21 protein-coding genes are annotated in these 22,186 nt (G+C 75.4%); 8 read left to right on the forward strand and 13 right to left on the reverse strand.

Features of this window, described 5'->3' with window-relative positions; genetic code table 11:
* Nucleotides 1-82 precede the first annotated feature (82 nt).
* The 6 genes from AB0E83_RS14830 to AB0E83_RS14855 all read right to left on the reverse strand — a co-directional run bounded on the left by AB0E83_RS14830 (nucleotide 83) and on the right by AB0E83_RS14855 (nucleotide 5,130).
* The gene (locus AB0E83_RS14830; protein WP_362110341.1) at nucleotides 83-562 is read right to left on the reverse strand and encodes a GNAT family N-acetyltransferase; all 480 of its coding nucleotides are present in this window, start codon (nucleotides 560-562) and stop codon (nucleotides 83-85) included.
* A 127-nt stretch (nucleotides 563-689) separates the two neighbouring features.
* Nucleotides 690-1,601, reverse strand: a complete 912-nt coding sequence (locus AB0E83_RS14835) for a M56 family metallopeptidase (RefSeq protein ID WP_362110344.1) — start codon at nucleotides 1,599-1,601, stop codon at nucleotides 690-692.
* Entirely contained in the window at nucleotides 1,598-1,999 is a 402-nt protein-coding gene (locus AB0E83_RS14840) for a BlaI/MecI/CopY family transcriptional regulator (protein WP_362110347.1), read from the reverse strand. Before AB0E83_RS14840 ends, AB0E83_RS14835 begins: the two co-directional genes overlap by 4 nt.
* Nucleotides 2,000-2,168: 169 nt before the next feature.
* Nucleotides 2,169-2,471, reverse strand: coding sequence for a metal-sensitive transcriptional regulator (locus AB0E83_RS14845; protein ID WP_362110442.1), 303 nt, complete (start codon nucleotides 2,469-2,471; stop codon nucleotides 2,169-2,171).
* 10 nt (nucleotides 2,472-2,481) lie between these two features.
* Nucleotides 2,482-4,752 carry a heavy metal translocating P-type ATPase gene (locus tag AB0E83_RS14850; RefSeq protein ID WP_362110350.1) on the reverse strand — a complete coding sequence of 757 codons (2,271 nt, stop codon included), beginning with the start codon at nucleotides 4,750-4,752 and terminating at the stop codon, nucleotides 2,482-2,484.
* 96 nt (nucleotides 4,753-4,848) lie between these two features.
* On the reverse strand, nucleotides 4,849-5,130 hold the full coding sequence (locus tag AB0E83_RS14855; RefSeq protein WP_362110353.1) for a cation transporter: 282 nt from the start codon (nucleotides 5,128-5,130) through the stop codon (nucleotides 4,849-4,851).
* A gap of 183 nt (nucleotides 5,131-5,313) precedes the next feature.
* Between AB0E83_RS14855 and AB0E83_RS14860 the strand changes: the two genes are divergently transcribed.
* The 5 genes from AB0E83_RS14860 (at nucleotide 5,314) to AB0E83_RS14880 (ending at nucleotide 10,215) form a co-directional block, all read left to right on the forward strand.
* Entirely contained in the window at nucleotides 5,314-6,303 is a 990-nt protein-coding gene (locus AB0E83_RS14860; protein WP_362110356.1) for a hypothetical protein, read from the forward strand.
* A gap of 51 nt (nucleotides 6,304-6,354) precedes the next feature.
* A complete protein-coding gene (locus AB0E83_RS14865; protein ID WP_362110359.1) occupies nucleotides 6,355-7,047 on the forward strand; it encodes a copper homeostasis protein CutC in 693 nt (230 codons plus the stop codon).
* 58 nt (nucleotides 7,048-7,105) lie between these two features.
* Entirely contained in the window at nucleotides 7,106-8,038 is a 933-nt protein-coding gene (locus AB0E83_RS14870; RefSeq protein WP_362110362.1) for an aminoglycoside phosphotransferase family protein, read from the forward strand.
* Nucleotides 8,039-8,202: 164 nt separating this feature from the next.
* The gene (locus AB0E83_RS14875) at nucleotides 8,203-9,657 is read left to right on the forward strand and encodes a hypothetical protein (RefSeq protein ID WP_362110365.1); all 1,455 of its coding nucleotides are present in this window, start codon (nucleotides 8,203-8,205) and stop codon (nucleotides 9,655-9,657) included.
* A 123-nt stretch (nucleotides 9,658-9,780) separates the two neighbouring features.
* On the forward strand, nucleotides 9,781-10,215 hold the full coding sequence (locus tag AB0E83_RS14880; protein WP_362110368.1) for a hypothetical protein: 435 nt from the start codon (nucleotides 9,781-9,783) through the stop codon (nucleotides 10,213-10,215).
* An 18-nt stretch (nucleotides 10,216-10,233) separates the two neighbouring features.
* On the opposite strand, the gene AB0E83_RS14885 is transcribed toward AB0E83_RS14880, so the two are convergent.
* Nucleotides 10,234-12,222 carry a UvrD-helicase domain-containing protein gene (locus AB0E83_RS14885; RefSeq protein ID WP_362110445.1) on the reverse strand — a complete coding sequence of 663 codons (1,989 nt, stop codon included), beginning with the start codon at nucleotides 12,220-12,222 and terminating at the stop codon, nucleotides 10,234-10,236.
* 330 nt (nucleotides 12,223-12,552) lie between these two features.
* Between AB0E83_RS14885 and AB0E83_RS14890 the strand changes: the two genes are divergently transcribed.
* Entirely contained in the window at nucleotides 12,553-12,744 is a 192-nt protein-coding gene (locus AB0E83_RS14890) for a hypothetical protein (RefSeq protein WP_362110371.1), read from the forward strand.
* A gap of 26 nt (nucleotides 12,745-12,770) precedes the next feature.
* On the opposite strand, the gene AB0E83_RS14895 is transcribed toward AB0E83_RS14890, so the two are convergent.
* Both AB0E83_RS14895 and AB0E83_RS14900 read right to left on the reverse strand, forming a co-directional pair.
* Nucleotides 12,771-13,052 (reverse strand): hypothetical protein, encoded by a 282-nt coding sequence (locus tag AB0E83_RS14895; RefSeq protein ID WP_362110374.1) that lies wholly within the window; start codon nucleotides 13,050-13,052, stop codon nucleotides 12,771-12,773.
* 52 nt (nucleotides 13,053-13,104) lie between these two features.
* Nucleotides 13,105-14,745, reverse strand: coding sequence for a DNA repair helicase XPB (locus AB0E83_RS14900; RefSeq protein WP_362110377.1), 1,641 nt, complete (start codon nucleotides 14,743-14,745; stop codon nucleotides 13,105-13,107).
* 113 nt (nucleotides 14,746-14,858) lie between these two features.
* On the opposite strand from AB0E83_RS14900, the gene AB0E83_RS14905 reads away from it, so the two are divergent.
* Complete coding sequence (locus AB0E83_RS14905; RefSeq protein ID WP_362110380.1) at nucleotides 14,859-15,437, forward strand: Uma2 family endonuclease; 579 nt, start codon at nucleotides 14,859-14,861, stop codon at nucleotides 15,435-15,437.
* Here the strand turns inward: AB0E83_RS14905 and AB0E83_RS14910 are convergent.
* Nucleotides 15,434-18,076: a helicase C-terminal domain-containing protein gene (locus AB0E83_RS14910; protein ID WP_362110383.1), complete on the reverse strand. Its 2,643-nt coding sequence runs from the start codon at nucleotides 18,074-18,076 to the stop codon at nucleotides 15,434-15,436. The two genes, AB0E83_RS14905 and AB0E83_RS14910, sit on opposite strands and share 4 nt — an antisense overlap.
* A 75-nt stretch (nucleotides 18,077-18,151) precedes the next feature.
* Between AB0E83_RS14910 and AB0E83_RS14915 the strand changes: the two genes are divergently transcribed.
* On the forward strand, nucleotides 18,152-19,207 hold the full coding sequence (locus AB0E83_RS14915; protein ID WP_362110386.1) for a hypothetical protein: 1,056 nt from the start codon (nucleotides 18,152-18,154) through the stop codon (nucleotides 19,205-19,207).
* A gap of 10 nt (nucleotides 19,208-19,217) precedes the next feature.
* On the opposite strand, the gene AB0E83_RS14920 is transcribed toward AB0E83_RS14915, so the two are convergent.
* The 3 genes from AB0E83_RS14920 to AB0E83_RS14930 are packed head-to-tail and all read right to left on the reverse strand — an operon-like array spanning nucleotide 19,218 to nucleotide 22,116.
* A complete protein-coding gene (locus AB0E83_RS14920; protein ID WP_362110389.1) occupies nucleotides 19,218-20,015 on the reverse strand; it encodes an ABC transporter ATP-binding protein in 798 nt (265 codons plus the stop codon).
* Nucleotides 20,012-21,115 (reverse strand): iron chelate uptake ABC transporter family permease subunit, encoded by a 1,104-nt coding sequence (locus AB0E83_RS14925; protein WP_362110392.1) that lies wholly within the window; start codon nucleotides 21,113-21,115, stop codon nucleotides 20,012-20,014. The genes AB0E83_RS14920 and AB0E83_RS14925 overlap by 4 nt, the downstream gene beginning before the upstream one ends.
* A complete protein-coding gene (locus tag AB0E83_RS14930) occupies nucleotides 21,112-22,116 on the reverse strand; it encodes an iron ABC transporter permease (protein WP_362110395.1) in 1,005 nt (334 codons plus the stop codon). Before AB0E83_RS14930 ends, AB0E83_RS14925 begins: the two co-directional genes overlap by 4 nt.
* Nucleotides 22,117-22,186 lie beyond the last annotated feature (70 nt).

Raw genomic sequence — 22,186 nt, forward strand, 5'->3', positions numbered from 1 at the left:
GGGCTGCGTGAACACGCGATGGCGTGGATCTGCCACGGGCCGGGCCGGGCGCGCTCCGGACGCGCTCCGGGGGGGGCGTGGCTCAGAGCGCGCGGCCCCAGCGGTTCGGGCCGAGGGCGGTGAAGCCCTGGTCCCGGTAGAACGGCAGGGCCGGGTCCGTCTCCACCGGCAGTTGCAGCCGCTGCTCGCGGGCGTCGTAGCCGCGGGTCCGCTCGGTGGCCGCCGCCAGCAGGGCCGTACCGATCCCGCGGCGGCGCGCGCCCTCCTCGACGGCCAGCGCGTACAGCTCGCCCTCGCCCGGCACCGGCACCCCGCAGGCGGCGGCGCCGACGAGCCGGCCCTCCGGGTCCTCCGCGACCAGCCAGCCGAGCCAGCCGGGCGCGCCTCCCGGAATTTCTATTTCCGCGCGTATGCGGGGCAGCGCGCATTGCGTGGAGATCAGCCGGCGCAGCGGGATTTCGTCCAGCATTCCGGCGTAACTGCTCCGGATCGCGTCGGCGAGCAGCCGGGATATCGTCGTCGCGTCGCCGGCCGCTGCCGTACGGACGCCAGCGAGCTGCATTGGATCTGTACCCTTCGCCGTGTCGAGCCGGAGCCCCAACGTACCCACAATACCGACCGATTCCCGGGTGCGTGACCGATGCGAAATCTACGAATTCGCTTAGTAAATACGTGTGTTGGGTCCGGCATTAGGTCGGGAAGGAACAGCAGGCGACGACGAGCGGAGCCATCGCGAGAGCCGCCGAGGCGATCGTGAACAGCCCGCGGAGCACGGGGTGTCCCGCGCTGTGCGGGGTGAGGATCCGGCGCATCCGGAGGGCCGCCGAGGGACCGCCGGCGGCGAAGGCGGAGCGGGGCGCGCGGCCCGCCGCGAGGGCGTAGAGCGCGGTGGCGAGCGCGTCGCGGGTGCAGCGGCGCAGGGCCCGGTCGTCGGCGGCCATCTCCAGGAGCAGCGGGACCGCGGTGGAGCCGTGCCGGGCGAGCGGCAGCCGCCGGAAGACCGTGCCGAAGGCCTCGGCGGCGGCGACGAGCAGGTGGTGCCGGCCGGCGATGTGGGCGCGTTCGTGGGCGAGGGCGGCGGCGAGCTGGGCGGGGGTGAGGGTGGAGAGGGCGCCGGAGGAGACGACGACCCGGCGGCTGCGGCCGGGGAGGCAGTAGACGGCGGGCCGGGCGTGGTCGAGGACGGTGGCCCGCAGCGCGGGGTCGTACCGGCCGATCAGCCGCAGCACGTCCCCGTGCGCCCGCCGGGCCCGGCGGGCCCGCAGCAGGCCGCGGGCGAAGGCGGCGGCCGGCACGGCGAGGAGGGCGGCGGCGACGAGGAGGGCGGCCAGCTCCCGTCCGCGCAGGGCGAGCAGGTGTCCGGGGGAGGGGAGGCGGAGGGTCAGCAGCATGTCGCTGAGGCGGTGGCTGGAGGCGTTCGGCAGCAGCAGCTGGGCGGGGACCAGGGCGCCCGCCACGGCGAAGACGGCGCCGCAGGCGGCCCAGACGGTGATGCCGAGCCGGGGGACCTGCTGGGCCCAGCGGGCCCGGACCAGCAGCCACGGCACCACGAAGCCGGAGAGTAAGGCCAGGCCGGCGGGGACGAGGGCGTGGTGGTTCACGGGCGGCCTCCCGGCGCGGGGCGGGCTCCGGGGTCGGCCTCGCCGCCGCGGGCGGTGCGCAGGGCCGCGTCGAGGGCCTCGACGTCCTCGTCGGAGATGGCCTCGACGAAGCGGAGCAGGGCGGCGGGGCGGTCCTGGCTGTCACCGAGGGCGTCGCGCATGAGGCCGGCGGTGTACTCCTCGCGGCTGCGGACGGGTTCGTACAGCCAGGCGCGGCCCGCCTTCTCGCGGCGGAGCCAGCCCTTGCGGTGCAGGATGTCGGCCACGGTCATGACGGTGGTGTAGGCGACCCGGCGGCCGCGGTTGATGTCGTCGACGATCTCGCGGACGGTGGCGGGCCGCTGCCAGGCCCACAGCCGGTCCATGATCTCGGCCTCCAGCTCTCCCAGCCGGCGCACGTGCATCCCCTCCCCTCGCGGGCGGCTCATCGTACGGGTCGCACACCCGCCCGAGGTATACCCCCCAGGGGTAGAGTGGCGGGTTCGTGACGGCCCGGGGAACGGCCACCGCCCCCGGCCGGAGGCCCGCTTCCGCGGGCCCCCCGCACGGGGGCGGTGGACGGTCCGGTCAGGTCCGGATCAGCCGGGCGATCGCCTTCGACGCCTCGCCGACCTTGACCTTCGCCTGGTCTCCGCCGGCCGCGATGGCCTCCGTGACGCAGCAGCTGAGGTGCTCGTCGAGGAGGGCCACCGCGCAGGACTGGAGGGCCGCGTTGATGGCCGAGACCTGCGTCAGGACGTCGATGCAGTAGACGTCCTCGTCGACCATCCGCTGCACTCCCCGGACCTGTCCCTCGATCCGCCGGAGCCTTCTGATGATGTCTTCCTTGTGCTGTACGTAACCGGCCACGGCGGGCTCCTGTCGGGTCAGGGGGTCCGGGTCACTTGTCCGCGGCCTGGAAGCCGCGCAGCCGGAGGCTGTTGCCGACCACGAAGACCGAGGAGAAGGCCATCGCGGCGCCGGCGATCATCGGGTTGAGCAGGCCGGCCGCGGCGAGCGGCAGGGCGGCCACGTTGTAGGCGAAGGCCCAGAAGAGGTTCGAGCGGATGGTGCCGAGCGTCTTGCGGGAGAGCCGGATGGCGTCGGCCGCGGCCCGCAGGTCGCCCCGGACGAGGGTCAGGTCGCCGGCCTCGATGGCGGCGTCCGTGCCGGTGCCCATCGCCAGGCCCAGGTCGGCCTGGGCGAGCGCGGCGGCGTCGTTGACGCCGTCGCCGACCATGGCGACCGAACGGCCCTCCGCCTGGAGCCTCTTGACGACGTCGACCTTGTCCTGCGGCATGACCTCGGCGATGACCTCGCCGATGCCGACCTCGGCGGCGACGGCCTCCGCGACCGCCTTGTTGTCGCCGGTCAGCAGGATCGGCGTCAGGCCCAGGCCCTTGAGCCGGCGGATCGCCTCCGCGCTGGTCTCCTTGATCGCGTCGGCGACCTCCAGGACCGCGCGGGCCTCCCCGTCCCAGGCGACCGCGATGGCCGTCTTCCCGGCCTTCTCCGCCGCGTCCTTCGCGGCCTTGAGGCTCGCCGGGAGGGACATCGCCCACTCCTCCAGGAGCTTCTCGCGGCCGACCAGGACGGCGTGCCCGTCGACGACGCCCTGGACGCCGAGGCCGGGGATGTTGGCGAAGTCCTCGGGGGTGGGCAGGGTGCCGACCTTCGCGGCGGCGCCGGTGGCGACGGCCTGCGCGATCGGGTGCTCGGAGGAGTGCTCCAGGGCGCCGGCCAGGCGCAGCACGTCGGTCTCGTCCGTACCGGCGGCGGTGTGCACCTTGAGGAGGGTCATCCGGCCGGTGGTGACGGTGCCGGTCTTGTCCAGGACGATGGTGTCGACCTTGCGGGTGGTCTCCAGGACCTCGGGCCCCTTGATCAGGATGCCGAGCTGCGCGCCGCGGCCGGTGCCGACCATGAGGGCGGTCGGGGTGGCCAGGCCCAGGGCGCACGGGCAGGCGATGATCAGGACGGCGACGGCGGCGGTGAAGGCGGCGGTCAGCCCCTGGCCGGTGCCGAGCCAGAAGCCGAGGGTGCCGAGCGAGAGCGCGATGACGATCGGCACGAAGACGGCCGAGATCCGGTCGGCGAGCCGCTGGGCGGCGGCCTTGCCGTTCTGCGCGTCCTCGACGAGCTTCGCCATCCGGGCGAGCTGGGTGTCGGCGCCGACGCGGGTGGCCTCGACGACGAGCCGGCCGCCGGCGTTCAGGGTGGCGCCGGTGACGGAGTCGCCCACGCCGACCTCGACCGGCACGGACTCGCCGGTCAGCATGGAGGCGTCGACGGCCGAGGAGCCCTCGACGACGGTGCCGTCGGTGGCGATCTTCTCGCCCGGGCGGACCAGGAAGCGGTCCCCGACCTGGAGCTCGGCGGTCGGGACGGTGACCTCGCGGCCGTCCTTCAGGACGGTCACTTCCTTGGCGCCCAGCTGCATCAGCGCCTTGAGCGCGGCGCCCGCCTTCCGCTTCGAGCGGGCCTCGAAGTAGCGGCCCGCCAGGATGAAGGCGGTGACGCCGGCGGCGGCCTCCAGGTAGATGTTCCCGGCGCCGTCGGTGCGGGCGATGGTGAACTCGAAGGGGTGGGTCATCCCCGGCGTGCCGGCGGTGCCGAAGAAGAGCGCCCACAGGGACCACAGGAACGCGGCGATCGTGCCCACCGAGATCAGCGTGTCCATGGTGGCCGCGCCGTGCCTGGCGTTGGTCCAGGCGGCGCGGTGGAAGGGCCAGGCGGCGTAGACGACGACCGGCGCGGCGAGCGTGAGGCTCAGCCACTGCCAGTACTCGATCTGGAACGCCGGGACCATCGCCATCGCGATGACCGGCACGGCGAGGGCGACGGCGGTGACGAGCCGCTGCTTGAGCGGCCGCAGCTCCTCGTCGGCCTTCTCCTCGTCGGAGGGGCCGCCGCCGGAGGCGCCCGGCGTCTCGCTCTTCGGCGGCTCGGGCTCGGCGGCGGTGTAGCCGGTCGCCTCGACGGTGGCGATCAGGTCGGCGACCGGGATGTCGGCGGAGAAGGTGACCTTCGCCTTCTCGGTGGCGTAGTTGACGGTGGCCTCGACCCCGTCCATGCGGTTGAGCTTCTTCTCGATCCGGGCCGCGCACGAGGCGCAGGTCATGCCGCCGATGGCGAGCTCGACCTGGGCGGTGCCGGGGGTCGTCGTGGTCATGAAACTGCTCCCTCTTTCTTTCCTGTGCGCGGGGGCCGGGGCCCGGGCGGGGGTACGGGACGGGCCCCGGCGGCCGGATCGGTCAGGCGCCGGCGGTCAGGCGCGGCCGGTCAGCTCGTAGCCCGCGTCGTCGACCGCCGCGGCGATCGCGGCGTCGTCGGGCGCGCCGTCCGTGGTGACGGTCACCAGGCCGCCGGCGACGTCGACGTCCACGGTGAGGACGCCCTCCAGCGCGCTGACGGAGGTGGTGATGGCGGTCTTGCAGTGGCCGCAGGTCATGCCGGAGACCGCGTAGACGGTGCTGGTGGCGTCGGCGACGGCGACCGCCGTGGTGGTGCCGGTCGAGCAGCTGTTGTCGGGGGTGCAGCAGGAACCCATGTCGTCCTCCATCGTGTGTCCGGGACCGGATACCCTTGGGGGGTATCGGCGGTGTGGATCCATGTATACCCCCCGGAGGTATCGGACGCAAGTGCCGGACCGACTTGACTTGATACCCCCCAGGGGTATGGTGAAGTGCAGGGAACAGAAGAAGCCCGCCACCGCGCATCAGGGAGAGCAGCCATGAACACCGGAGTGAAGATCACTGCCTTCGCCGCCGCGCTCGCCGCGACCTTCGGCACCGCGTACGGCGTCGGGAAGGGCGTCGGCCCGGTCGACGAGCCGAAGAAGGCGGAGCACGCCGGACACGCGGCCGCCACGCCCACGCCCGGCGCCTCCGCCGACGGGCACGCGGGCCACGAGGAGGCCCCCGCCCCGGCCGGCGCCGAGCTCCCCGGCGGCCTCCAGGTCTCCGACGGCGGCTACACCCTCGCCCTGGAGACCCCCACCCCGCCCGTCGGCCGCAGCACCCTGAAGTTCTCCGTCAAGGACGCCGCCGGGAAGAAGGTCACCGCCTTCGCCACCGAGCACGGCAAGGAGCTCCACTTCATCGTCGCCTCGCGCGACCTGACGGTCTTCCGCCACCTCCACCCCGAGAAGGCGGCCGACGGCACCTGGACGGTCGAGGCCGACCTGCCCGCCGCCGGCGGCTACAAGGCGTTCGCCGACTTCAAGCCCGCCGCGAAGGGCGCGAAGAACCTCACCCTCGGCGTCGACCTCGGCGTCCCCGGCGCCTACGCCCCCCGGCCGCTCCCCGCCGCCGCGTCCACCGCCACCGTCGACGGCTACCAGGTCCGCCTCGCCGGCACCCTGGACCCCGGCAAGGCCGGCGAGCTGCGCCTCACCGTCACCAAGGGCGGGAAGCCGGTCACCGACCTGGAGCCCTACCTGGGCGCGTACGGACACCTGGTCGCGCTCCGCCAGGGCGACCTCGCCTACCTCCACGTCCACCCGAACGAGGGCGGCCCCGGCCCCGACGTCTCCTTCACCGCCACCGCGCCGAGCGCCGGCACGTACCGCCTCTTCCTCGACTTCCAGCACGAGGGCGAGGTCCGCACCGCCGCCTTCACGGTGAAGGCCGGCCCGAACGGCACGTCCCCGCAGGCCCCCGCGCCCTCCGCCCCGGCCCCGGAGACGGACGAGCACGATGCGGGAGGCCACACGCACGGCTAGTCTGGTCATTGGACTAGACCTGTAGCCGTCATCCTTGGAGGAAGGGGCGCAATGAGCAACCGTGCTGTCCTGGAGGTGATCGCCCTCGACGAGCGGGACGCGGTCGCCGCCCAGACCGGGGGCGCCGACCGCCTCGAACTCGTCACGGACATGGCGGCGGACGGCCTCACCCCGCCGACGGCCGGTTTCACCGCCATCCGCCGCGCGGTCGACCTCCCGCTCCGCGTGATGCTCCGCCTGACCGACGGCTTCGCGGCCGGGGACATCGAGGCGCTGACCGGCCGGGCGGAGGAGCTCCGCGCCGCCGGGGCCGAGGAGTTCGTCCTCGGCTTCCTCACCCCCGACGGCGCCCCCGACCTGGTCGCCGTCGAACGGCTCGTCGCGGTCCTCGACGGCGCCCGCTGGACCTTCCACCGCGCCATCGACCGCGCCGCCGACCGCGACGGCCTCCGCAAGCGCCTCGCCGACCTCCCCGGCCTCGACACCTACCTCACCGCCGGCTCCGCCCACGGCGTCGACACCGGCCTGCCGGTCCTGGAGGCCGAGGCCGCCCGCGCCGGCGAACCCGGCTACGAACCCCAGATCCTCGTCGGCGGCGGCCTCCGCCTCGACCACCTCCCCCGCCTGCGCGCCGCCGGCCTCACCGCCTTCCACATCGGCGGCGCCGCCCGCCCCCAGGGCTGGACCGCCCCGGTCTCGGCGGACGCCGTCCGCGCCTGGCGCGAGGCCGTCGACGCCCCGTAGGGCCCCGGCGGCGAAAAGGCGGTGCGGCCCCCGCGACCGCCTCGCTAGCCTCCCCCGCATGACGGACGGAACCGACGCACACGACGGCCTCGACGAAGACCTCGTGCGGCGGCTCGTCGCCGACCAGTTCCCCGGGTGGGCGGGGCTGGACGTGCGGCGGGTGGCCTCGGCCGGGACGGACAACGCGATGTTCCGGCTCGGCGACGGGCTCGTCGTGCGCATGCCGAAGGCGGAGTGGGCGGCCGGACAGGCGGAGAAGGAGCAGCGGTGGCTGCCCCGGCTCGCGCCCTCGCTGCCGCTGCCCGTGCCGGTGCCGGTGGGCGCCGGGGCGCCCGGCGAGGGGTTCGGGCGGGCGTGGGGCGTGTACGCGTGGCTGGACGGCGCCGACGCCTGGACCGCGCCCGTCACCGACCTCGCCCACGCCGCCGAGGAGCTGGGCCGCTTCGGCGTCGCCCTCCGCGCGATCGACGCCACCGGCGGCCCCCGCTCCTTCCGGGGCGGCCCCGTCACCGACTGGGAGCGGGGCGCGCTGCGCCCCGCCGTCGCCGCCCTGGCCGCCGCCGGCCGCCTCGGCGCCCCCGCCGCGCGCGCCGCCCTCGCCGCCTGGGAGGAGGTCCTGGCCCTCCCCGCCTGGGACCGCGACCCGGTCTGGCTCCACGGCGACCTGCTGCCCGGCAACCTCCTCACCCGCGACGGCCGGCTCACCGCCGTCATCGACTTCGGCGGCCTCGGCACCGGCGACCCCGCCGCCGACCTCCTCCCCGCCTGGACCCTCCTCGACCCCGCCACCCGCCCCGCCTTCCGCGCCGCCGCCGGCGTCGACGACGCCACCTGGGCCCGCGGCCGCGGCTGGGCCCTCTGCTGGGGCCTCGTCACCGACCACTACTACGGCGAATCGACCGGCCCCGGCACCGCCCCCGTCCCGAACCCCGTCCTCGCCGCCGTCGCCCGCCGCTCCTGGACCGAGGCCCTGCCCGAGTTCGGCCGCTGACCGGGCGGCGGGACGGCCGCGAGCGCGTCCGTTTGTGCCCCGATGTGTGGAGAAAAGCCAGGTCAGAGCCGTCCATGGACGGTTGACAGGGATTCCGCGCCGGGTGAGGGTGACGCTTCCGGCCGGGGACCGCCCCGGCCGGTTCCATCAGGGTGGGGACTCTTGTGAACGACATCCGTACGCGCGTCGAAGCGCTCACCGCCGCCGGGCGCCCGGGGGAGGCGCGGACCCTCGCGCGGGACGCGCTCGACGCGGACGGGCCCGACGCCGGGCTCTGCCTCGCGCTGGCCCGCGCGCACATGGCCGAGGACGACGACGACCACGACGACGCCGCCGAACGGGTCTTCCGGGAGGGCCTCGACGCCTTCCCGGACGACCTCGGGCTGCTCGGCGGGTACGCCGAACTCTGCGCCCGGGCCGACGCGTTCGACCGCCCCGGCCGACGCGACCGCGGCGAGGCCGTCCTCGCCCGGCTGCGGGAGCTCGCCCCCGGCTCGCCGGAGCTGAGGCGGGCCGAGGCGTCCGGGAACTCCGTCCCCGCCGACGTCAAGGACGCCGTCTCGGCGCGCCGGGTGCAGGCGTTCGACGCGGCCCGCGCCTTCGCCGACGCGCCCGCGCCCGAGGAGGCCGCCGCCCGGGCCGCCCGGTGGGCCGCCGCCGCCCCGCACGACCGGCGGCTCGCCGTCCTCGCCGAGACGACCGCCGCCCTCGCCGCCCCCGGCCGCGCCTGGCTCCGCCTGCTGCTGCTCCGGGGCCCCGAGTACCGCTTCGCCGCCGGCGCGCTCGTCGTCCTGCTCGTGCTCCTGCGCCTCACCGTCCTGCCGGAGGTCCCGGTCGCCGCGACGGTGGGCCTGGCCGTGCTGCTGGAACTGCCGCTCCTCGGCCTCCGCAAGCACCTGCGGTCCGCCAGGACCCGGGCGGACGAGCGGACGGCGGCGGCCGTGACGGACACCGGGACGGACGGCGGACCGGGCGCCGGTACGGAGGGCGGACCGAACGGCGGGACGGAGGGCGGGCCCGACGGCGCCGACGGCTCCGGGGCGCCCGAGCTGCCGCCCGTGCCGCGCCTCACCCGCCGCGAGTACGCCTTCGCCGGCGCCGGTCTCGTCCTCGCCCTGGCCGCCGGCGGCGTGGCGTACGGCGCGGCCCTCGCGTACCCCCGCTACGAGGTGGTCGCCCACGACGCGTTCCGGGGCATGGAGTCCTTCCGGTACGGCGTCCGCGCCGAGGAGCCCCCGATCCCCGGCGTGGACGACTGGCTGCTCCGGATCTACGGCACCGGCACCGAGGACGGTTCGCAGCTCGTGGTCTACGTCGCGGCCGGCGACTTCCACCAGGTGCGGGCCCAGGACGTGTCCGGGAGCCGGGGCATGCTCGGCGGCCTCGCGGCCACCGTCGACGTCCAGGAGGACTGGGCGGCGGACCCCGGCGCCCACGGCGGCTGGATGCAGTGCGCCCGCACCACCGACCCCGCCGGCCTCCGCAAGGCCGTGTGCCTGTGGGCGGACAAGGGGAGCACCGGCTCCGCCGCCTTCGTGGCGGAGCACATGAGCCGCGCCGAGATCGGGGAACTGGCCGTGGAGGTGCGCGAGTCCTTCCTCCGCCGCGTCGAGGACTGACGCCCCCGCGGGACCGAGGCCCCCGCGGGGCCGACGCGCCCGACGCGCTCGACGGGACCGACGTGCCCGACGGGGCCGACGCGCCCGACGGGACCGTCGTACCCCCGTGGTACCCCTGGTCCCATGACCCAGTTCCGCGACTTCAACCTCAAGCTGCTCGTCATCGAGGAGCTCATGTACCAGGCCGGGACGCTGCTCCCGGTCTACGACCTGGCCGCGCGCATGGCCGAGCGGGGCATCCGGCAGCCCGCCTCCTACGTCCTGGAGAACGGCCTCCACGAGGAGGTGCTGCCGGAGTCCCGGGCCTACTTCGAGGCCCTGGAGATCCCGGCCGAGCTCCTCGCCACCGTCGAGGAGCTGTGCTTCGACGCCGGGACGACCGTCTTCCACCAGTGCGCGCCCGCCTGGGACGGCGAGGACGACCTCTTCGACGTCCGCTCCCTCGACGACCTCGACCTGCTGCCCAACCTGCGGGAGGTCACCTTCGTCGAGGACGGCGTCCTCGCGGTGCCGGACGCGGCCGGGATCTTCGCCGCCCGGGGCATCGCCACGGACTGACCCCGGCCCCGGCCGCCGTCAGGCCGACGGCTCCAACTGGGGCGGCAGGGGCGCCGCGTGGACGATCGTCAGGCCGGAGACGGCACGGGTGAGGGCCACGTACAGGCGCCGCAGGCCGGTGCGCTCGTCGGGTTCGCCGTCGACGACGGCGGCGGGCTCGTCGAGGACCACGTAGTCGTACTCCAGGCCCTTCGCGAGCGACGCCGGCACGAGCGTGAGCCGCGACGCGGCGGTCGTCTCCTCGCCGGGCGCGAGGTACGGCATCCCCGCCGCCTCCAGCGCCTCCGCCAGCGGCGCGATCCGCGCGTCGGCGGCGATCAGGCCGATCGAGCCCTCGTGCCCGAGCGCGTCCGCGCAGGCCGCGACCACGGCGGCGTCCTCCGTGCCCGGGGCGGCCGTCCGGACCTCGAAGGCGCCCGGGTTCTCCCGCACCGACTCCACCGGCGCGAGCCCCGGCGCCATGTGCGGCAGCAGCCGGGAGGCGTACGCGATGACCTCGCTCGGCACGCGGAAGCCGGCCGTCAGCTCCTCGATCCGGGACTCCGGCTTGCCGAGGTGCGCGAGGGCGTCCTCCCAGCTCCGCGTGGCCCACGGCGTGGTGCCCTGCGCGAGGTCGCCGAGGACCGTCGCCGAACCGGTCGTGCAGCGCCGGCCCACCGCCCGGTACTGCATGGGGGAGAGGTCCTGCGCCTCGTCGAGGACCACGTGCCCGAGCGAGTGGGTCCGCTCGACCAGGTCCGTCACCTCGTCGATCAGCACCGCGTCCGCCGCCGACCACTTCGCCGTCTTCACGCTCCGCGCCGGCTTCGCCCACAGCAGCAGCTTCCGCTCCTCCTCGCTCAGCACGCCCTCCGCGTGCTCGGCCAGGAACTCCGCGTCGCTCAGCAGCCGCAGCACCAGCTTCGCCGGGTCGACCGCCGGCCAGCACTCCTTGACCAGCGCCTTCACGGCCGCGTTCCGCGCGACCGCGTTCTGCACCCGGTCGTCCGGCGCCTCGCCCGCCTGCTCCATCCGCACCAGCACCGCGTGCGCGATCCGCTGCGGCAGCGCCTCGCGCGCCGCCCCGTATCGGATGTCACGCTCCGTCAGTTCCCGGACGATCTCCTCCAGTTCGTACGCCGGAACCCGCCAGCGCCGCGAACCGCGCACCACCATCAGCGGCTCGGACGGCATCGACACGTGCGACCACACCGCCCGCCGCAGGACCTCCGCCATGCGGGCGTCGCCCTTCACGACGGCCGTCGCCGCCTCGTCCGTACCGCGCACCTCCACATGGGCGACGAGGTCGTCGACGGTCGCCTGCTTCACCTCCAGCTCGCCGAGGGCGGGCAGCACCTGCTCGATGTACTGGAGGAAGGACCGGTTCGGCCCGATGACGAGGGTGCCGGTGCGGGCCAGCCGCTCCCGGTGGGCGTACAGCAGATAGGCGACGCGGTGCAGGCCGACCGCCGTCTTTCCGGTGCCCGGCCCTCCCTGCACGCACAGCGTCCCCGACAGGTCGGAGCGGACGATCTCGTCCTGCTCCGGCTGGATCGTCGCCACGATGTCCCGCATGGGGCCGACGCGCGGCCGCTCGATCTCCGCCTGGAGCAGCCGGCTCGTCCGCTCCAGCTCGGCCGGGTCGGACAGGTGCTCGTCCTCGTACGCGGTGAGCTCGCCGCCCGTGTATCCGAAGCGGCGGCGCAGCCCGACGTCCTGCGGGTCCTTCTTCGACGCCTGGTAGTACGGCTGCGAGACCGGCGCGCGCCAGTCGATGACCATCGGGTCGCCCTGCGCGTCGTGGACGTGCCGGCGGCCGATGTAGACAGTGCCGATCGAGTCGTCTCCGACGACGGGCCGCCCGAGCCGGTCGGGCGGCAGGTAGTCGAGCCGGCCGAAGAACAGCGGGGTGTGGGCGAGGTCCGCGAGCGCCTTGATGCGGTCCTCGATCTGCCGCTCCAGGACGATCGAGTTCACCCAGTTCGCGGTGACGTCCTTGATGTCCAGCGCCTCCACCTCCTCGCGCATCGCGCGCAGGGCGGCGCGGGAGGCGGAGAGGTGGGCCCGCTCGCGTACGAGCGGGTCGTCGGTGGGCACAGCTGCGGACACGGTGAAGCCTCCGGTCGGACATACGGACACACGGACACGTCGATGTGGCCGCCGGTTTCCGACCGGACGGCGGCGCTCTCCGTACGCGACGGGAGGCGGGGGAAGCCGGTGAGTCTAACTCCGCCCCGCCGTCCGGTGCGAATCGTTTTCCCGTAGGGGGAGGGGTCCGCCGTAAGGGTGACCCCGGTTCTCCCCGGATTCCACCCCCAGGCCGATGTGTTCCGAATGTCCGGATTCCATCATGGAGACATGACCGCGACGACCTTCACCCTCGTGACCACCGTCCCCCGCCCCCGCCGCGTCGCGGCGACGGCCCTCCGCGCGGTGCGCGCCTTCGGCGGCGCGGCCGTGGGCGTGGCCCTCCTCGGCGACCCCGGGCCGCCGGAGGCGGGCGTCAGGAACCCCCGCCCCGCACACGTACGGGACCGGGCCCGGGACTGAGCCCCCCGACCGCGCCCGGCGGGCCCTCAGCCCTCCGGAAGGAGGATGTCCGCGTCGTCGAAGATGCGCAGGACGACCAGGAGCAGACGCCCCCGGGACACCATGTACTCCGCCACGATGTGCGGCGTGAGCCGGATCTCCCGGTCCTGCTCGCCCGCCCCTATGGGCTGGGACACCTCGGTGTACGGGTCGCGCGCGAGGATCTCGACGGCCTTGTCGAAGGAGGCCCGCCGCACGGGGTCCAGCCGGTCGCGGGAAGCGGCCGCCGCCTCGGTGAACAGCACCTCGTAGATCTCCTGGTGAGGCATCCCGGCCTCCTCCTGCCGTCGTGCGGGTCCCGGCGCCAGCGTACCGGCCCCCCTACGGCGCCAGCAGCTCGTCCGCGTCCACGATCCGGTACGCGTACCCCTGCTCGGCCAGGAACCGCTGCCGGTGCGCGGCGAAGTCCTGGTCGATGGTGTCCCGCGCCACCACCGAGTAGAAGTGCGCCTGGTGCCCGTCGGCCTTCGGCCGTAGGACGCGGCCGAGGCGCTGCGCCTCCTCCTGGCGGGAGCCGAAGGTGCCGGAGACCTGGATGGCGACGGTCGCCTCGGGCAGGTCGATCGAGAAGTTCGCGACCTTCGACACGACGAGCACGTTGATCTCGCCGTTGCGGAACGCGTCGAAGAGCCGCTCCCGCTCCTTGTTCGACGTCTCGCCCTTGATGACGGGCGCGTCGAGGTGCGCGCCGAGCTCGTCGAGCTGGTCGATGTACTGGCCGATGACGAGGATCTGCTGCCCGGCGAACCGCTTCACCAGCGCCTCCGTCACCCGCCGCTTGGTCGCCGTCGTCGCGCAGAAGCGGTACTTCTCCTCCGCCTCGGCGGTGGCGTACGCGAGCCGCTCCGAGTCGGTCAGGTTGACCCGCACCTCGACGCAGTCGGCGGGCGCGATGTACCCCTGCGCCTCGATCTCCTTCCACGGCGCGTCGAACCGCTTCGGCCCGATGAGGGAGAAGACGTCCGCCTCCTTGCCGTCCTCGCGCACGAGCGTCGCGGTCAGGCCGAGCCGCCGCCGGGCCTGGAGGTCGGCGGTGAACTTGAAGACCGGCGCGGGCAGCAGGTGCACCTCGTCGTAGACGATCAGGCCCCAGTCGCGGGAGTCGAAGAGCTCCAGGTGCGGATAGACGCCCTTCCGCTTCGTCGTCAGCACCTGGTACGTGGCGATGGTGACGGGCCGGATCTCCTTCTTCGTCCCGCTGTACTCGCCGATCTCGTCCTCGGTCAGCGAGGTCCGCTTCACCAGCTCGTTCTTCCACTGCCGGGCGGAGACCGTGTTGGTGACGAGGATCAGCGTCGTCGCCTTAGCCTTGGCCATCGCCCCGGCCCCGACCAGCGTCTTCCCGGCCCCGCAGGGCAGCACGACGACCCCGCTCCCGCCGTGCCAGAACCCCTCGACGGCGTGCCGCTGGTACGGCCGCAGGCTCCAGCCGTCCTCGGCGAGCTCGATCGGGTGCGCCTCGCCGTCCACGTACCCGGCGAGGTCCTCGGCCGGCCACCCCAGCTTCAGCAGCGTCTGCTTGATCTGCCCGCGCTCGGACGGGTGCACGACCACGGTGTCGGCGTCGATCCGCGCCCCGACCAGCGGCTGCACCCGCTTCGACCGCAGGATCTCCTCCAGCACCGGCCGGTCGGTCGTCGTCAGCACCAGCCCGTGCGCCGGGTGCTTGCTGAGCGTGAGCCGCCCGTACCGCCCCATCGTCTCGGCGATGTCCACGAGCAGCGCGTGCGGCACCGGGTAGCGGGAGTACTCCACGAGCGCGTCCACCACCTGCTCGGCGTCGTGCCCGGCGGCCCGCGCGTTCCACAGCCCGAGCGGCGTCACCCGGTACGTGTGGATGTGCTCGGGCGCCCGCTCCAGCTCCGCGAACGGCGCGATCGCCCGCCGACAGGCTTCGGCGAGCTCATGGTCGACCTCCAGGAGCAGCGTCTTGTCGCTCTGGACGATGAGTGGACCGTTCACGTATGTGGGTTCCCTTCCGCGCGGCCAAACGTCCAGTCTGCACGATGCGCGGCCGATGCCGGAGGGGGCTGCCACACTGAAGGCGACCGGTTCCACGAGAGGGAGGTGGCGAGATGAGCGTCGCGCACGATCCGCACTACGGGCCCTGGACCATAGAGGAAGTCCTGGCATTGGGGGAGGACCGTGGTCAGCGTCGTGAATTGATGGGGGAAGCGCTCGTGATGTCACCGGCTCCGGGATTCAAGCACCAGCGGGCGTCGCTGCGCCTCGCGATGTTGTTGGACCATGCCGTCCAGAGGGCGGGCGTGGCGGCGGAGGTCCTTGAGGCCGTCAATCTCGTGCTGCCCGACGGCCTCTTCATCCCGGACATCGTCGTCGTCGAGGCGGCCGCCGCGGCGGAGGACCCGGCGACGTGCGACGCCGACGACGTGCTGCTCGTCGTCGAGATCGTCTCCCCGTCGTCGTCCGGCCGCCGCACCGACCGCCTGCTGAAGCCGCCGTACTACGCGGAGGCGGGCATCGAGCACCTGTGGCGGCTCGAACTGGAGCCGGTGCCGACACTGGTCGTGTGCGAGCTGCGGGACGGCCGCTACGTCGAGCGCACGGTCGCCGAAGCGGGTCGGACGACGCCGATCGAGAAGCCCTTCCCGCTGGAGGTCGACCCGGCCGCCCTGGTCGCGCCGAGGGCCTAGACCTCCTCGTCCGCCAGCTCCGCCACCCCCGTGATCCGGTGCAGCGGGTACGTCCGCACCTCGTCGGCGGTGTGGTCGTAGCCCGTGACGAAGCCGCCCTCGACGCGGACCGGGGCGATGACGCGCTGGCTGGCGGCGCCCTCGGCGTTGACGTAGCCGATCCAGACCGCCGAGCCCGTCATCGCCGCCGCCTGGACCGTCGCCAGGGTCTCGGCGGCGGAGGTGCGGGGGAGGCCGCCGGCCGTGACGGGGACGGCGGCGGGCTCCTTGCGGACCGCCGTGGCCGCCCGGTCACCGGCCCGGATCGCGCGGACCGCCGCCGCGAGCAGGGTGGCGTCGGGGACCGGCGGGCCGTCGGGGACGGGGACCGGGGGCGTACGGGGCGGGGTGCGGTGGGCGTCGGCGCGGGCGATCAGCACGTCGCCCTCCGCCGACTCCGCCGCCGGGGCGTAGCCCATCGACCGCAGGCCCTCCAGGAGCGCGACCGGGTCCGCCTGCGCGGCCAGCACCGTCGGGGCGAGGCGGCGCAGCCCCAGGGCGGCCGAGCGGCGGTCCGCGAGGATCTCGCCGAGCAGCGCGTCGTCGTCGCAGCGGACGTACGCGGACGCCGCCCCGACCCGCAGATGCCCGTGCTTCCTGGCCACGTCGTCGATGAGGTACGCGAGCGGCTGCGGCACCGGCGTGCGGGAGTGCGCGGCGAGGAAGGCGTGCAGGTCGGAGGCGGTCCGGCCGGTGTCCAGCGCGCGCCGCACCGAACCGGGCGTGAACCGGTAGACCGTCGCGCCGCCCTTCGACTCCACGTCCGCCAGGACCGCCAGCGCGTCGGCCAGCGGCCGCAGCAGCGGGCCCGGCGCGACGGCCGTCAGGTCGGCCTGGAGGAGCACGTGGTCGACGGCCTCCGGCAGCAGCGGCTCCAGGAGCTCCGCCGCCCGCTCGACCGCCACCTCCGGCTCCACCCCGCCGCCCTCGGCGTCCGGCGCGGCGGCCTCGGACAGCGGCAGGTTGAGCAGGGCCCGTCCGGCCGTGGACAGCGCCCCGCGCCCGGTGACCCCCAGCAGCTCGGCGTCCTCCAGCGTCCAGCGGGCCAGCCGTTCCCGCAGGTCGGCGGGGTGCCTCGGGCCGGCGGCCGGTTCGGCGGCCCGCTGCTCGGACGCCCACGGCCCCGCCGCGCCGGCCTCCTGCGCCGGAGCCGGCGCGGGAGCGGGCGTGCCCGGACGGCCCGCGCCCGTGCCGCCCGTGCCGCGCGCCGGCCGCTCCCAGCGCAGCCGGGCCAGCAGGCTCTCCGGATCGGCCGCCGTGCCCGGCTCCAGGGTCGCCAGCAGCCCGAGGACCCGGCGGCGCACCTCCGGCGCCGCCGCCCGGTCCAGATCGGGGCCGAGCGCCGCCAGCGTCCGCCCCTTCGCGTCCTGCCCGCCGACCAGGCCCGGCGTGCGAGTCGCCGCCAGCCAGGCGGTGACCAGCCGCGCCCAGCGCTCGGCCGGCGGCAGGTCGAGCCAGTCGTCGTACGCGGGCGTCGGCGCGTACCGCTCGTCCGCCTCGCCGTCCGAGGCCAGCAGCCCCGCCCCGTACGCCAGTTCCATCCAGAACGCCGCCACCGGCTCCGGCACGTCCAGCGCCGTCGCGGTCCGCCGCAGGTCCCGCACCGACAGGCCGCCGGCCCGCAGCACCGCAGGACCGCCGTGCTCCCAGGACTTCAGCAGCTCCTCGACGGCGGCCAAGGCCGCGTACGCCTGCCCGGCGGCGGCACCGTCCACCACCTCGGGACGGTACGCGCGCGCCGCCTCCACCTCGGGGGCGCGCGGCTCCGGCGCCCGGTGCGCCCGCCCGCCCCGCAGGTGCAGCGCCACCTCGCGGGGCAGCACCATCGTGCGCGGCGACACCGGCAGCAGCAGCCCCCGGTCGCGCAGCCAGCTCACCGGCGGCGTCGGCTTCGCCGTCACCTCGCCGTACGGCGGCCCCCACACCAGCCGGTCGAGGACCGCGAGGGCCTCCGGCGGCGCCGTGTCGAGCAGCGCCCCCATCCGCTTCCGGTCGGTGAAGAGCGCGGTGAGCGCGGCGACCGCCGACACCGGGTCGTGCGTGGACGGCAGCCCGGCCGCCGCCACGATCTCCTGGAGCCGGCCCGGCGACATCCCGGCCGTCGCCTCCGCGACGGTCGGCCCGAGGCCGGTGGGGGAGGGGTGCTGCGGCGACGGCGACAGCAGCTCCCGCGCGGTCCGCACCAGCCGCAGCCGGTCGTCGTCGCCCCACACCAGCGCCTGCTCGCGCAGCAGCGCCACCGCGCCGGGCAGCGCCGCCTCGACCTCCGGCGCGGCGGCGCCGCCGCTGAACAGCCCGAGCAGCACCGGGTACGGCGCCGGGTCCGGCGCCACCGCGAGGACCTCCGCCACCTGGAGCGTGAACCGGTCGAGCCGCTCCAGCGCCCGCACCACCGACGCCCGCGTCCCGGCCCGGGTGGCCAGCTGCGTCAGGTCGTTCGGCACCGGCCCCAGCAGGTCGGGGCGGGCCCGCAACAGCGCGGCCAGCCCGTCGTCCCCGCGCGCCCGCAGCGCCTCGGCCAGCGTGCGCGGGCTCCCCGCGGTCCCACTCGGACGTCCCTCGGGCACGTGCGCCTCCCGGTCCAGCTCGCCGATCCCCATCCGCCCCACGTTATCCGCTGCGCAGGCGCTACCGTCAGGACCGGGACGGCGTTCGGCCGGACGGGGAGGGACGGCGTGGGCATCGAGAGCGACCGGATGGTCTTCGACTACCTGAGCCGGGTCGGCGACCTGGCCCAGCAGCAGCACCTGCCGCCGGGCGAGCGCAGCGCCCTCGTCGCGGGCCTCCGCGACGAGATCGACCGCCGCCGCGCCACCCGCGGCGAGGAGTCCCCCGCCGCCGTCCGCGGCATCCTCGGCGACCTGGGCACCCCCGACGAGGTCGTCGGCCGCGCCGCCGCCACGGCGGAACCGGCCGCGCCCGGGCCGGACGGGTCCCCCCGTACCGAACCGTCCGCCCGCCCCGCCGAGGGGCGCGCCGCGTGGTGGGCCGGCGGCGCGACGCCCCCGGCCGGCCCCCCGCGCCCCCGCGGGGCCTCCGACGCGGGCGGCGGCCGTACGGACGCTCCCGCCGAGCCCGCGCCCGTGCCGCGCCCCCGGGCGACCGGGGCGTCGGCGGCGGCGCGGGCGGACGACTGGTGGTTCGGGGGCCCCGGCGGGCCGGGGGACGACGACGGCGAGCCGATCGTCCCCGGGTTCGTCGGCGGCGTGGAGGCCCCGGAGCTCTTCCGCCCGCCGGAGCCCGAGGCACCGGAGGAGGAGGGCCCCGGCGAGCCGGCGGCCCCCGCGAGCCGGGCGCGCCGCCTGGCCCGCCTGCTGCTGCGCCGCCGCCCGGCGGAAGCCGCCGAGGCGGAGCCGGAGGAGGAGGCGCCCGCCCGGGCCTCCGCCCGCCGCGGCTTCGCCCACCCCTTCCTGCTGCTCGCCGCGCTGCTCCTGCTCGCCGGCGCCGTCTTCGGCTGGCTCCTCGCCCTCGCCGCCGGCTGGCTCATCGCGTACGGCTCCCGCCGCCTCACCCCCGGCGAGGTCAAGACGGCCGTCTTCGTCCTGCCCGGCCTCGCCGCGGCGGGCGGCGTCGCCTGGCTGTGGGGCCGCGTCGAGGGCCGCTGGGGTGAGCCGATCGCCGCGGGCGGCGACGCCATGGGCGCGGCCGTCGCCGCCACCTGGCCCTGGACCCTCAAGGCCGCCGCCGCGGCCTCCGCCCTCTACCTCCTCTGGCGCGCCCGCCGCGCCTGAGGGCCGGACGCTAGGCCGGCTCCGCGTCCCACGGCGCGCCCGGGATGACCAGGGGGGAGCCGGTGACCGGGTCGGGGACGACGACGGACGGGAGGCCGAAGACCTCGCGGACGAGTTCCTCGGTGACGACCTCCGACGGGGGGCCCTCGGCGACGACCCGGCCGGCCTTCATGGCGACGAGGTGGTCGGCGTACCGGGCCGCCTGGTTGAGGTCGTGCAGGACCAGGACGACCGTCCGGCCGCGGGAGCGGTTGAGGCGGCGGACCAGGTCCAGGACCTCCACCTGGTGGGCGATGTCCAGGTAGGTGGTGGGCTCGTCGAGGAGCAGCAGGTCCGTCTCCTGGGCGAGCGCCATCGCGATCCACACCCGCTGCCGCTGGCCGCCGGACAGCTCGTCGACGGAGCGGTCGGCGAGGGCGGCGACGTCGGTGCGGGCCATGGCCTCCGCGACCGCCCGCTCGTCCTCCTCGGACCACTGCTTCCACCACGCCTGGTGCGGCTGCCGGCCGCGCGCCACCAGGTCGGCGACCGTGATCGCCTCGGGCGCGACGGGCGTCTGCGGCAGCAGGCCGACCGCGCGGGCGATCCGCTTCGTGGGGAGCTTCGCCAGCTCCTCGCCGTCGAGCAGGACGGCGCCCCGCACGGGCTTGAGGAGCCGGCCGAGCGCCCGCAGGGTGGTCGACTTGCCGCAGGCGTTGGGTCCGACGATGACGGTCACCTTGCCGTCGGGGACGGCCAGGTCGAGGTCCTCGACGACGACCCGGTTCTCGTAGGCGAGGGTCAGCCCGCGCGCGGTCAGCCTGCTCATGCTCTCTCTCCCGTGCGGCTCCGGACGATGAGCCAGATCAGATACGGGGCGCCGACCGCCGCCGTGAGGACACCCACCGGCAGTTCCACCGGGGAGAACAGCCGCCGTCCGACGAGGTCGGCGGCGGTGACGACCAGGGCGCCGAGCAGCGCCGAGCAGAACAGCGGGATCTGCGCGGTGCGCGTCACCCGGCGGGCGATCTGCGGGGCGAGCAGCGCCACGAAGTCGACCGGCCCGGCGACCCCGGTCGCGACCGAGGCCAGCACCACGCCGATCGCGACGAGCCCGAGCCGCACCCGCCCGAGCCGGACGCCGAGCCCGGTCGCCGTGGCGTCGTCGAGGGAGACGGTCCGCTGGGCGCGGGCCGCCCACAGCACGGCGGGCAGCATCAGCAGCAGCGTCCACCGGACCGGGGCGGACTCCTCCCAGCCGCGCCCGTTGAGCGAGCCGGTCATCCAGATCTGCGCCTGCTGGGCGACGAGGTAGTCGCCCTTGGTCATGAAGAGGGTGATCAGCGAGCGGAGCGCGATCGCGATGCCGATGCCGATGAGGACGAAGCGGGTGGCGTGCAGCCCGCCGCGCCAGGCGAAGGCGTACACGAGGGCGGCGGCCAGCACCCCGCCGGCGATCGACAGGTACGGCAGCACCGTGTACGAGGCGAGGCCGAAGGTCATGGCGGCGACGGTGAGCGCGCCGGCGCCCTGGCTGATGCCGATGATGTCGGGCGAGGCGAGCGGGTTGCGGGCGACGGTCTGGATGAGGGCGCCCGCGACGCCGAAGGCGGCGCCGGTGGCGAGGGCGGTGACGAGCCGGGGCTCGCGCAGCTCCTCGACGACGAACGCGGCGGGGGAGTCGCCGCCGGTCAGGACGGTGAGCACCTCGCCGGGGGCGACGAACCGCTCGCCGACGCAGAGGTACGCGACCGAGACCGCGGCCAGCAGCAGGAGCAGCACCGCGGCGGCGAGCACCGACCGCCGGTGGACCAGGAAGGAGGCGGGTCCGGTGCGGACCAGGGCGTACCCGGCGGGGCGGGCGGCGGCGGCGCGGGCCGGGGCCGCGGTGCGGACCGGGACGGCCGTGCGGGTCCGGTCGGGGCTCATGCCGGGACCGCCTTCCGCCGGACCAGCGTCACCAGGAACGGCACGCCGATGAGCGCGGTCATGACTCCGGCCGGCACCTCGCCGGGCGGGAGGACGATCCGGCCGGCGACGTCCGCGACCAGCACCATCACGGGCCCGATGAGCGCGGCCGTCGGCAGCACCCACCGGTGGTCGGAGCCGACGACGGCGCGGGCGATGTGCGGGACGGCGAGGCCGACGAAGGCGATCGGTCCGGCGGCGGCGACGGCCGCGCCGGTGAGGACGGTCGCGCCGAGCCCGCCGACGATCCGGACGGTCGCGACCTTCTGCCCGAGGCCCTTGGCGACGTCCTCGCCGAGCGCGAGCGCGTCCAGGCCGCGCGCCACCGACAGCACCAGGAGGGCGCCGGCCAGCGCGAACGGCCAGATCTGCGCGATGGTGGCCGCGTCCCGCCCGTCGAGCGAGCCGGTCTGCCAGAACCGGAACTCGTCGAGCGCCGCCGCCTTGGTCGTGAGCACGCCGGTCGTCACCGACAGCAGCAGCGCGTTGATCGCCGCGCCGCCGAGCGCCAGCTTCACGGGCGTGGCGCCGCCGCGGCCGCTGGAGGCGATGGCGTACACGGCGACGGAGGCGAGAGCGGCGCCGAGGAAGGCGAACCACACGTACCCGGAGAGGCTGTGCACGCCGAGGAAGGCGATGGCGAGGACGACGGCGACCGAGGAGCCCTGGCTGATGCCGAGGATGCCGGGGTCGGCGATCGGGTTGCGGGTGATGCCCTGGAGGGCGGTGCCGGCGAGCGCGAGGGCGGCGCCGACGATGAGTCCGATGACGGTCCGGGGGACGCGGAGCTGTCGCACCACCTCGGCGTCGTCCCCGGTGGCTCCGTGCAGGAGCGCGTCGAGGACGGTGCCGGGGGCGATGGTCCGGGCGCCGACGGCGAGGCTGAGGAGGACGGCGAGCAGCAGGGCGACGACGGCCGCCGAGGTCGCGAGGACCCGTCTGGAACGGAAAGCGGCTGTCATGTGCACCCATCGGGCGAGGAGGAGGTTCGGTAAGGCTTGGCTCAGTTTAAGCAGCACCCGTATTCGAACA

The organism is Streptomyces sp. NPDC035033 (assembly GCF_040636735.1).
In the GTDB taxonomy this organism is placed as follows: domain Bacteria; phylum Actinomycetota; class Actinomycetes; order Streptomycetales; family Streptomycetaceae; genus Streptomyces.

Excerpts from the sequence above, each read along its gene's own strand:
- AB0E83_RS14830 (WP_362110341.1), bottom strand. The coding sequence starts at position 562 with ATGCAGCTCGCTGGCGTCCGTACGGCAGCGGCCGGCGACGCGACGACG.
- AB0E83_RS14870 (WP_362110362.1), top strand. The coding sequence starts at position 7,106 with ATGACGGACGGAACCGACGCACACGACGGCCTCGACGAAGACCTCGTG.
- AB0E83_RS14920 (WP_362110389.1), bottom strand. The coding sequence starts at position 20,015 with ATGAGCAGGCTGACCGCGCGCGGGCTGACCCTCGCCTACGAGAACCGG.
- AB0E83_RS14855 (WP_362110353.1), bottom strand. The coding sequence starts at position 5,130 with ATGGGTTCCTGCTGCACCCCCGACAACAGCTGCTCGACCGGCACCACC.
- AB0E83_RS14890 (WP_362110371.1), top strand. The coding sequence starts at position 12,553 with ATGACCGCGACGACCTTCACCCTCGTGACCACCGTCCCCCGCCCCCGC.
- AB0E83_RS14865 (WP_362110359.1), top strand. The coding sequence starts at position 6,355 with ATGAGCAACCGTGCTGTCCTGGAGGTGATCGCCCTCGACGAGCGGGAC.
- AB0E83_RS14930 (WP_362110395.1), bottom strand. The coding sequence starts at position 22,116 with ATGACAGCCGCTTTCCGTTCCAGACGGGTCCTCGCGACCTCGGCGGCC.
- AB0E83_RS14860 (WP_362110356.1), top strand. The coding sequence starts at position 5,314 with ATGAACACCGGAGTGAAGATCACTGCCTTCGCCGCCGCGCTCGCCGCG.
- AB0E83_RS14925 (WP_362110392.1), bottom strand. The coding sequence starts at position 21,115 with ATGAGCCCCGACCGGACCCGCACGGCCGTCCCGGTCCGCACCGCGGCC.
- AB0E83_RS14880 (WP_362110368.1), top strand. The coding sequence starts at position 9,781 with ATGACCCAGTTCCGCGACTTCAACCTCAAGCTGCTCGTCATCGAGGAG.
- AB0E83_RS14910 (WP_362110383.1), bottom strand. The coding sequence starts at position 18,076 with ATGGGGATCGGCGAGCTGGACCGGGAGGCGCACGTGCCCGAGGGACGT.
- AB0E83_RS14850 (WP_362110350.1), bottom strand. The coding sequence starts at position 4,752 with ATGACCACGACGACCCCCGGCACCGCCCAGGTCGAGCTCGCCATCGGC.
- AB0E83_RS14905 (WP_362110380.1), top strand. The coding sequence starts at position 14,859 with ATGAGCGTCGCGCACGATCCGCACTACGGGCCCTGGACCATAGAGGAA.
- AB0E83_RS14885 (WP_362110445.1), bottom strand. The coding sequence starts at position 12,222 with ATGCGCGAGGAGGTGGAGGCGCTGGACATCAAGGACGTCACCGCGAAC.
- AB0E83_RS14895 (WP_362110374.1), bottom strand. The coding sequence starts at position 13,052 with ATGCCTCACCAGGAGATCTACGAGGTGCTGTTCACCGAGGCGGCGGCC.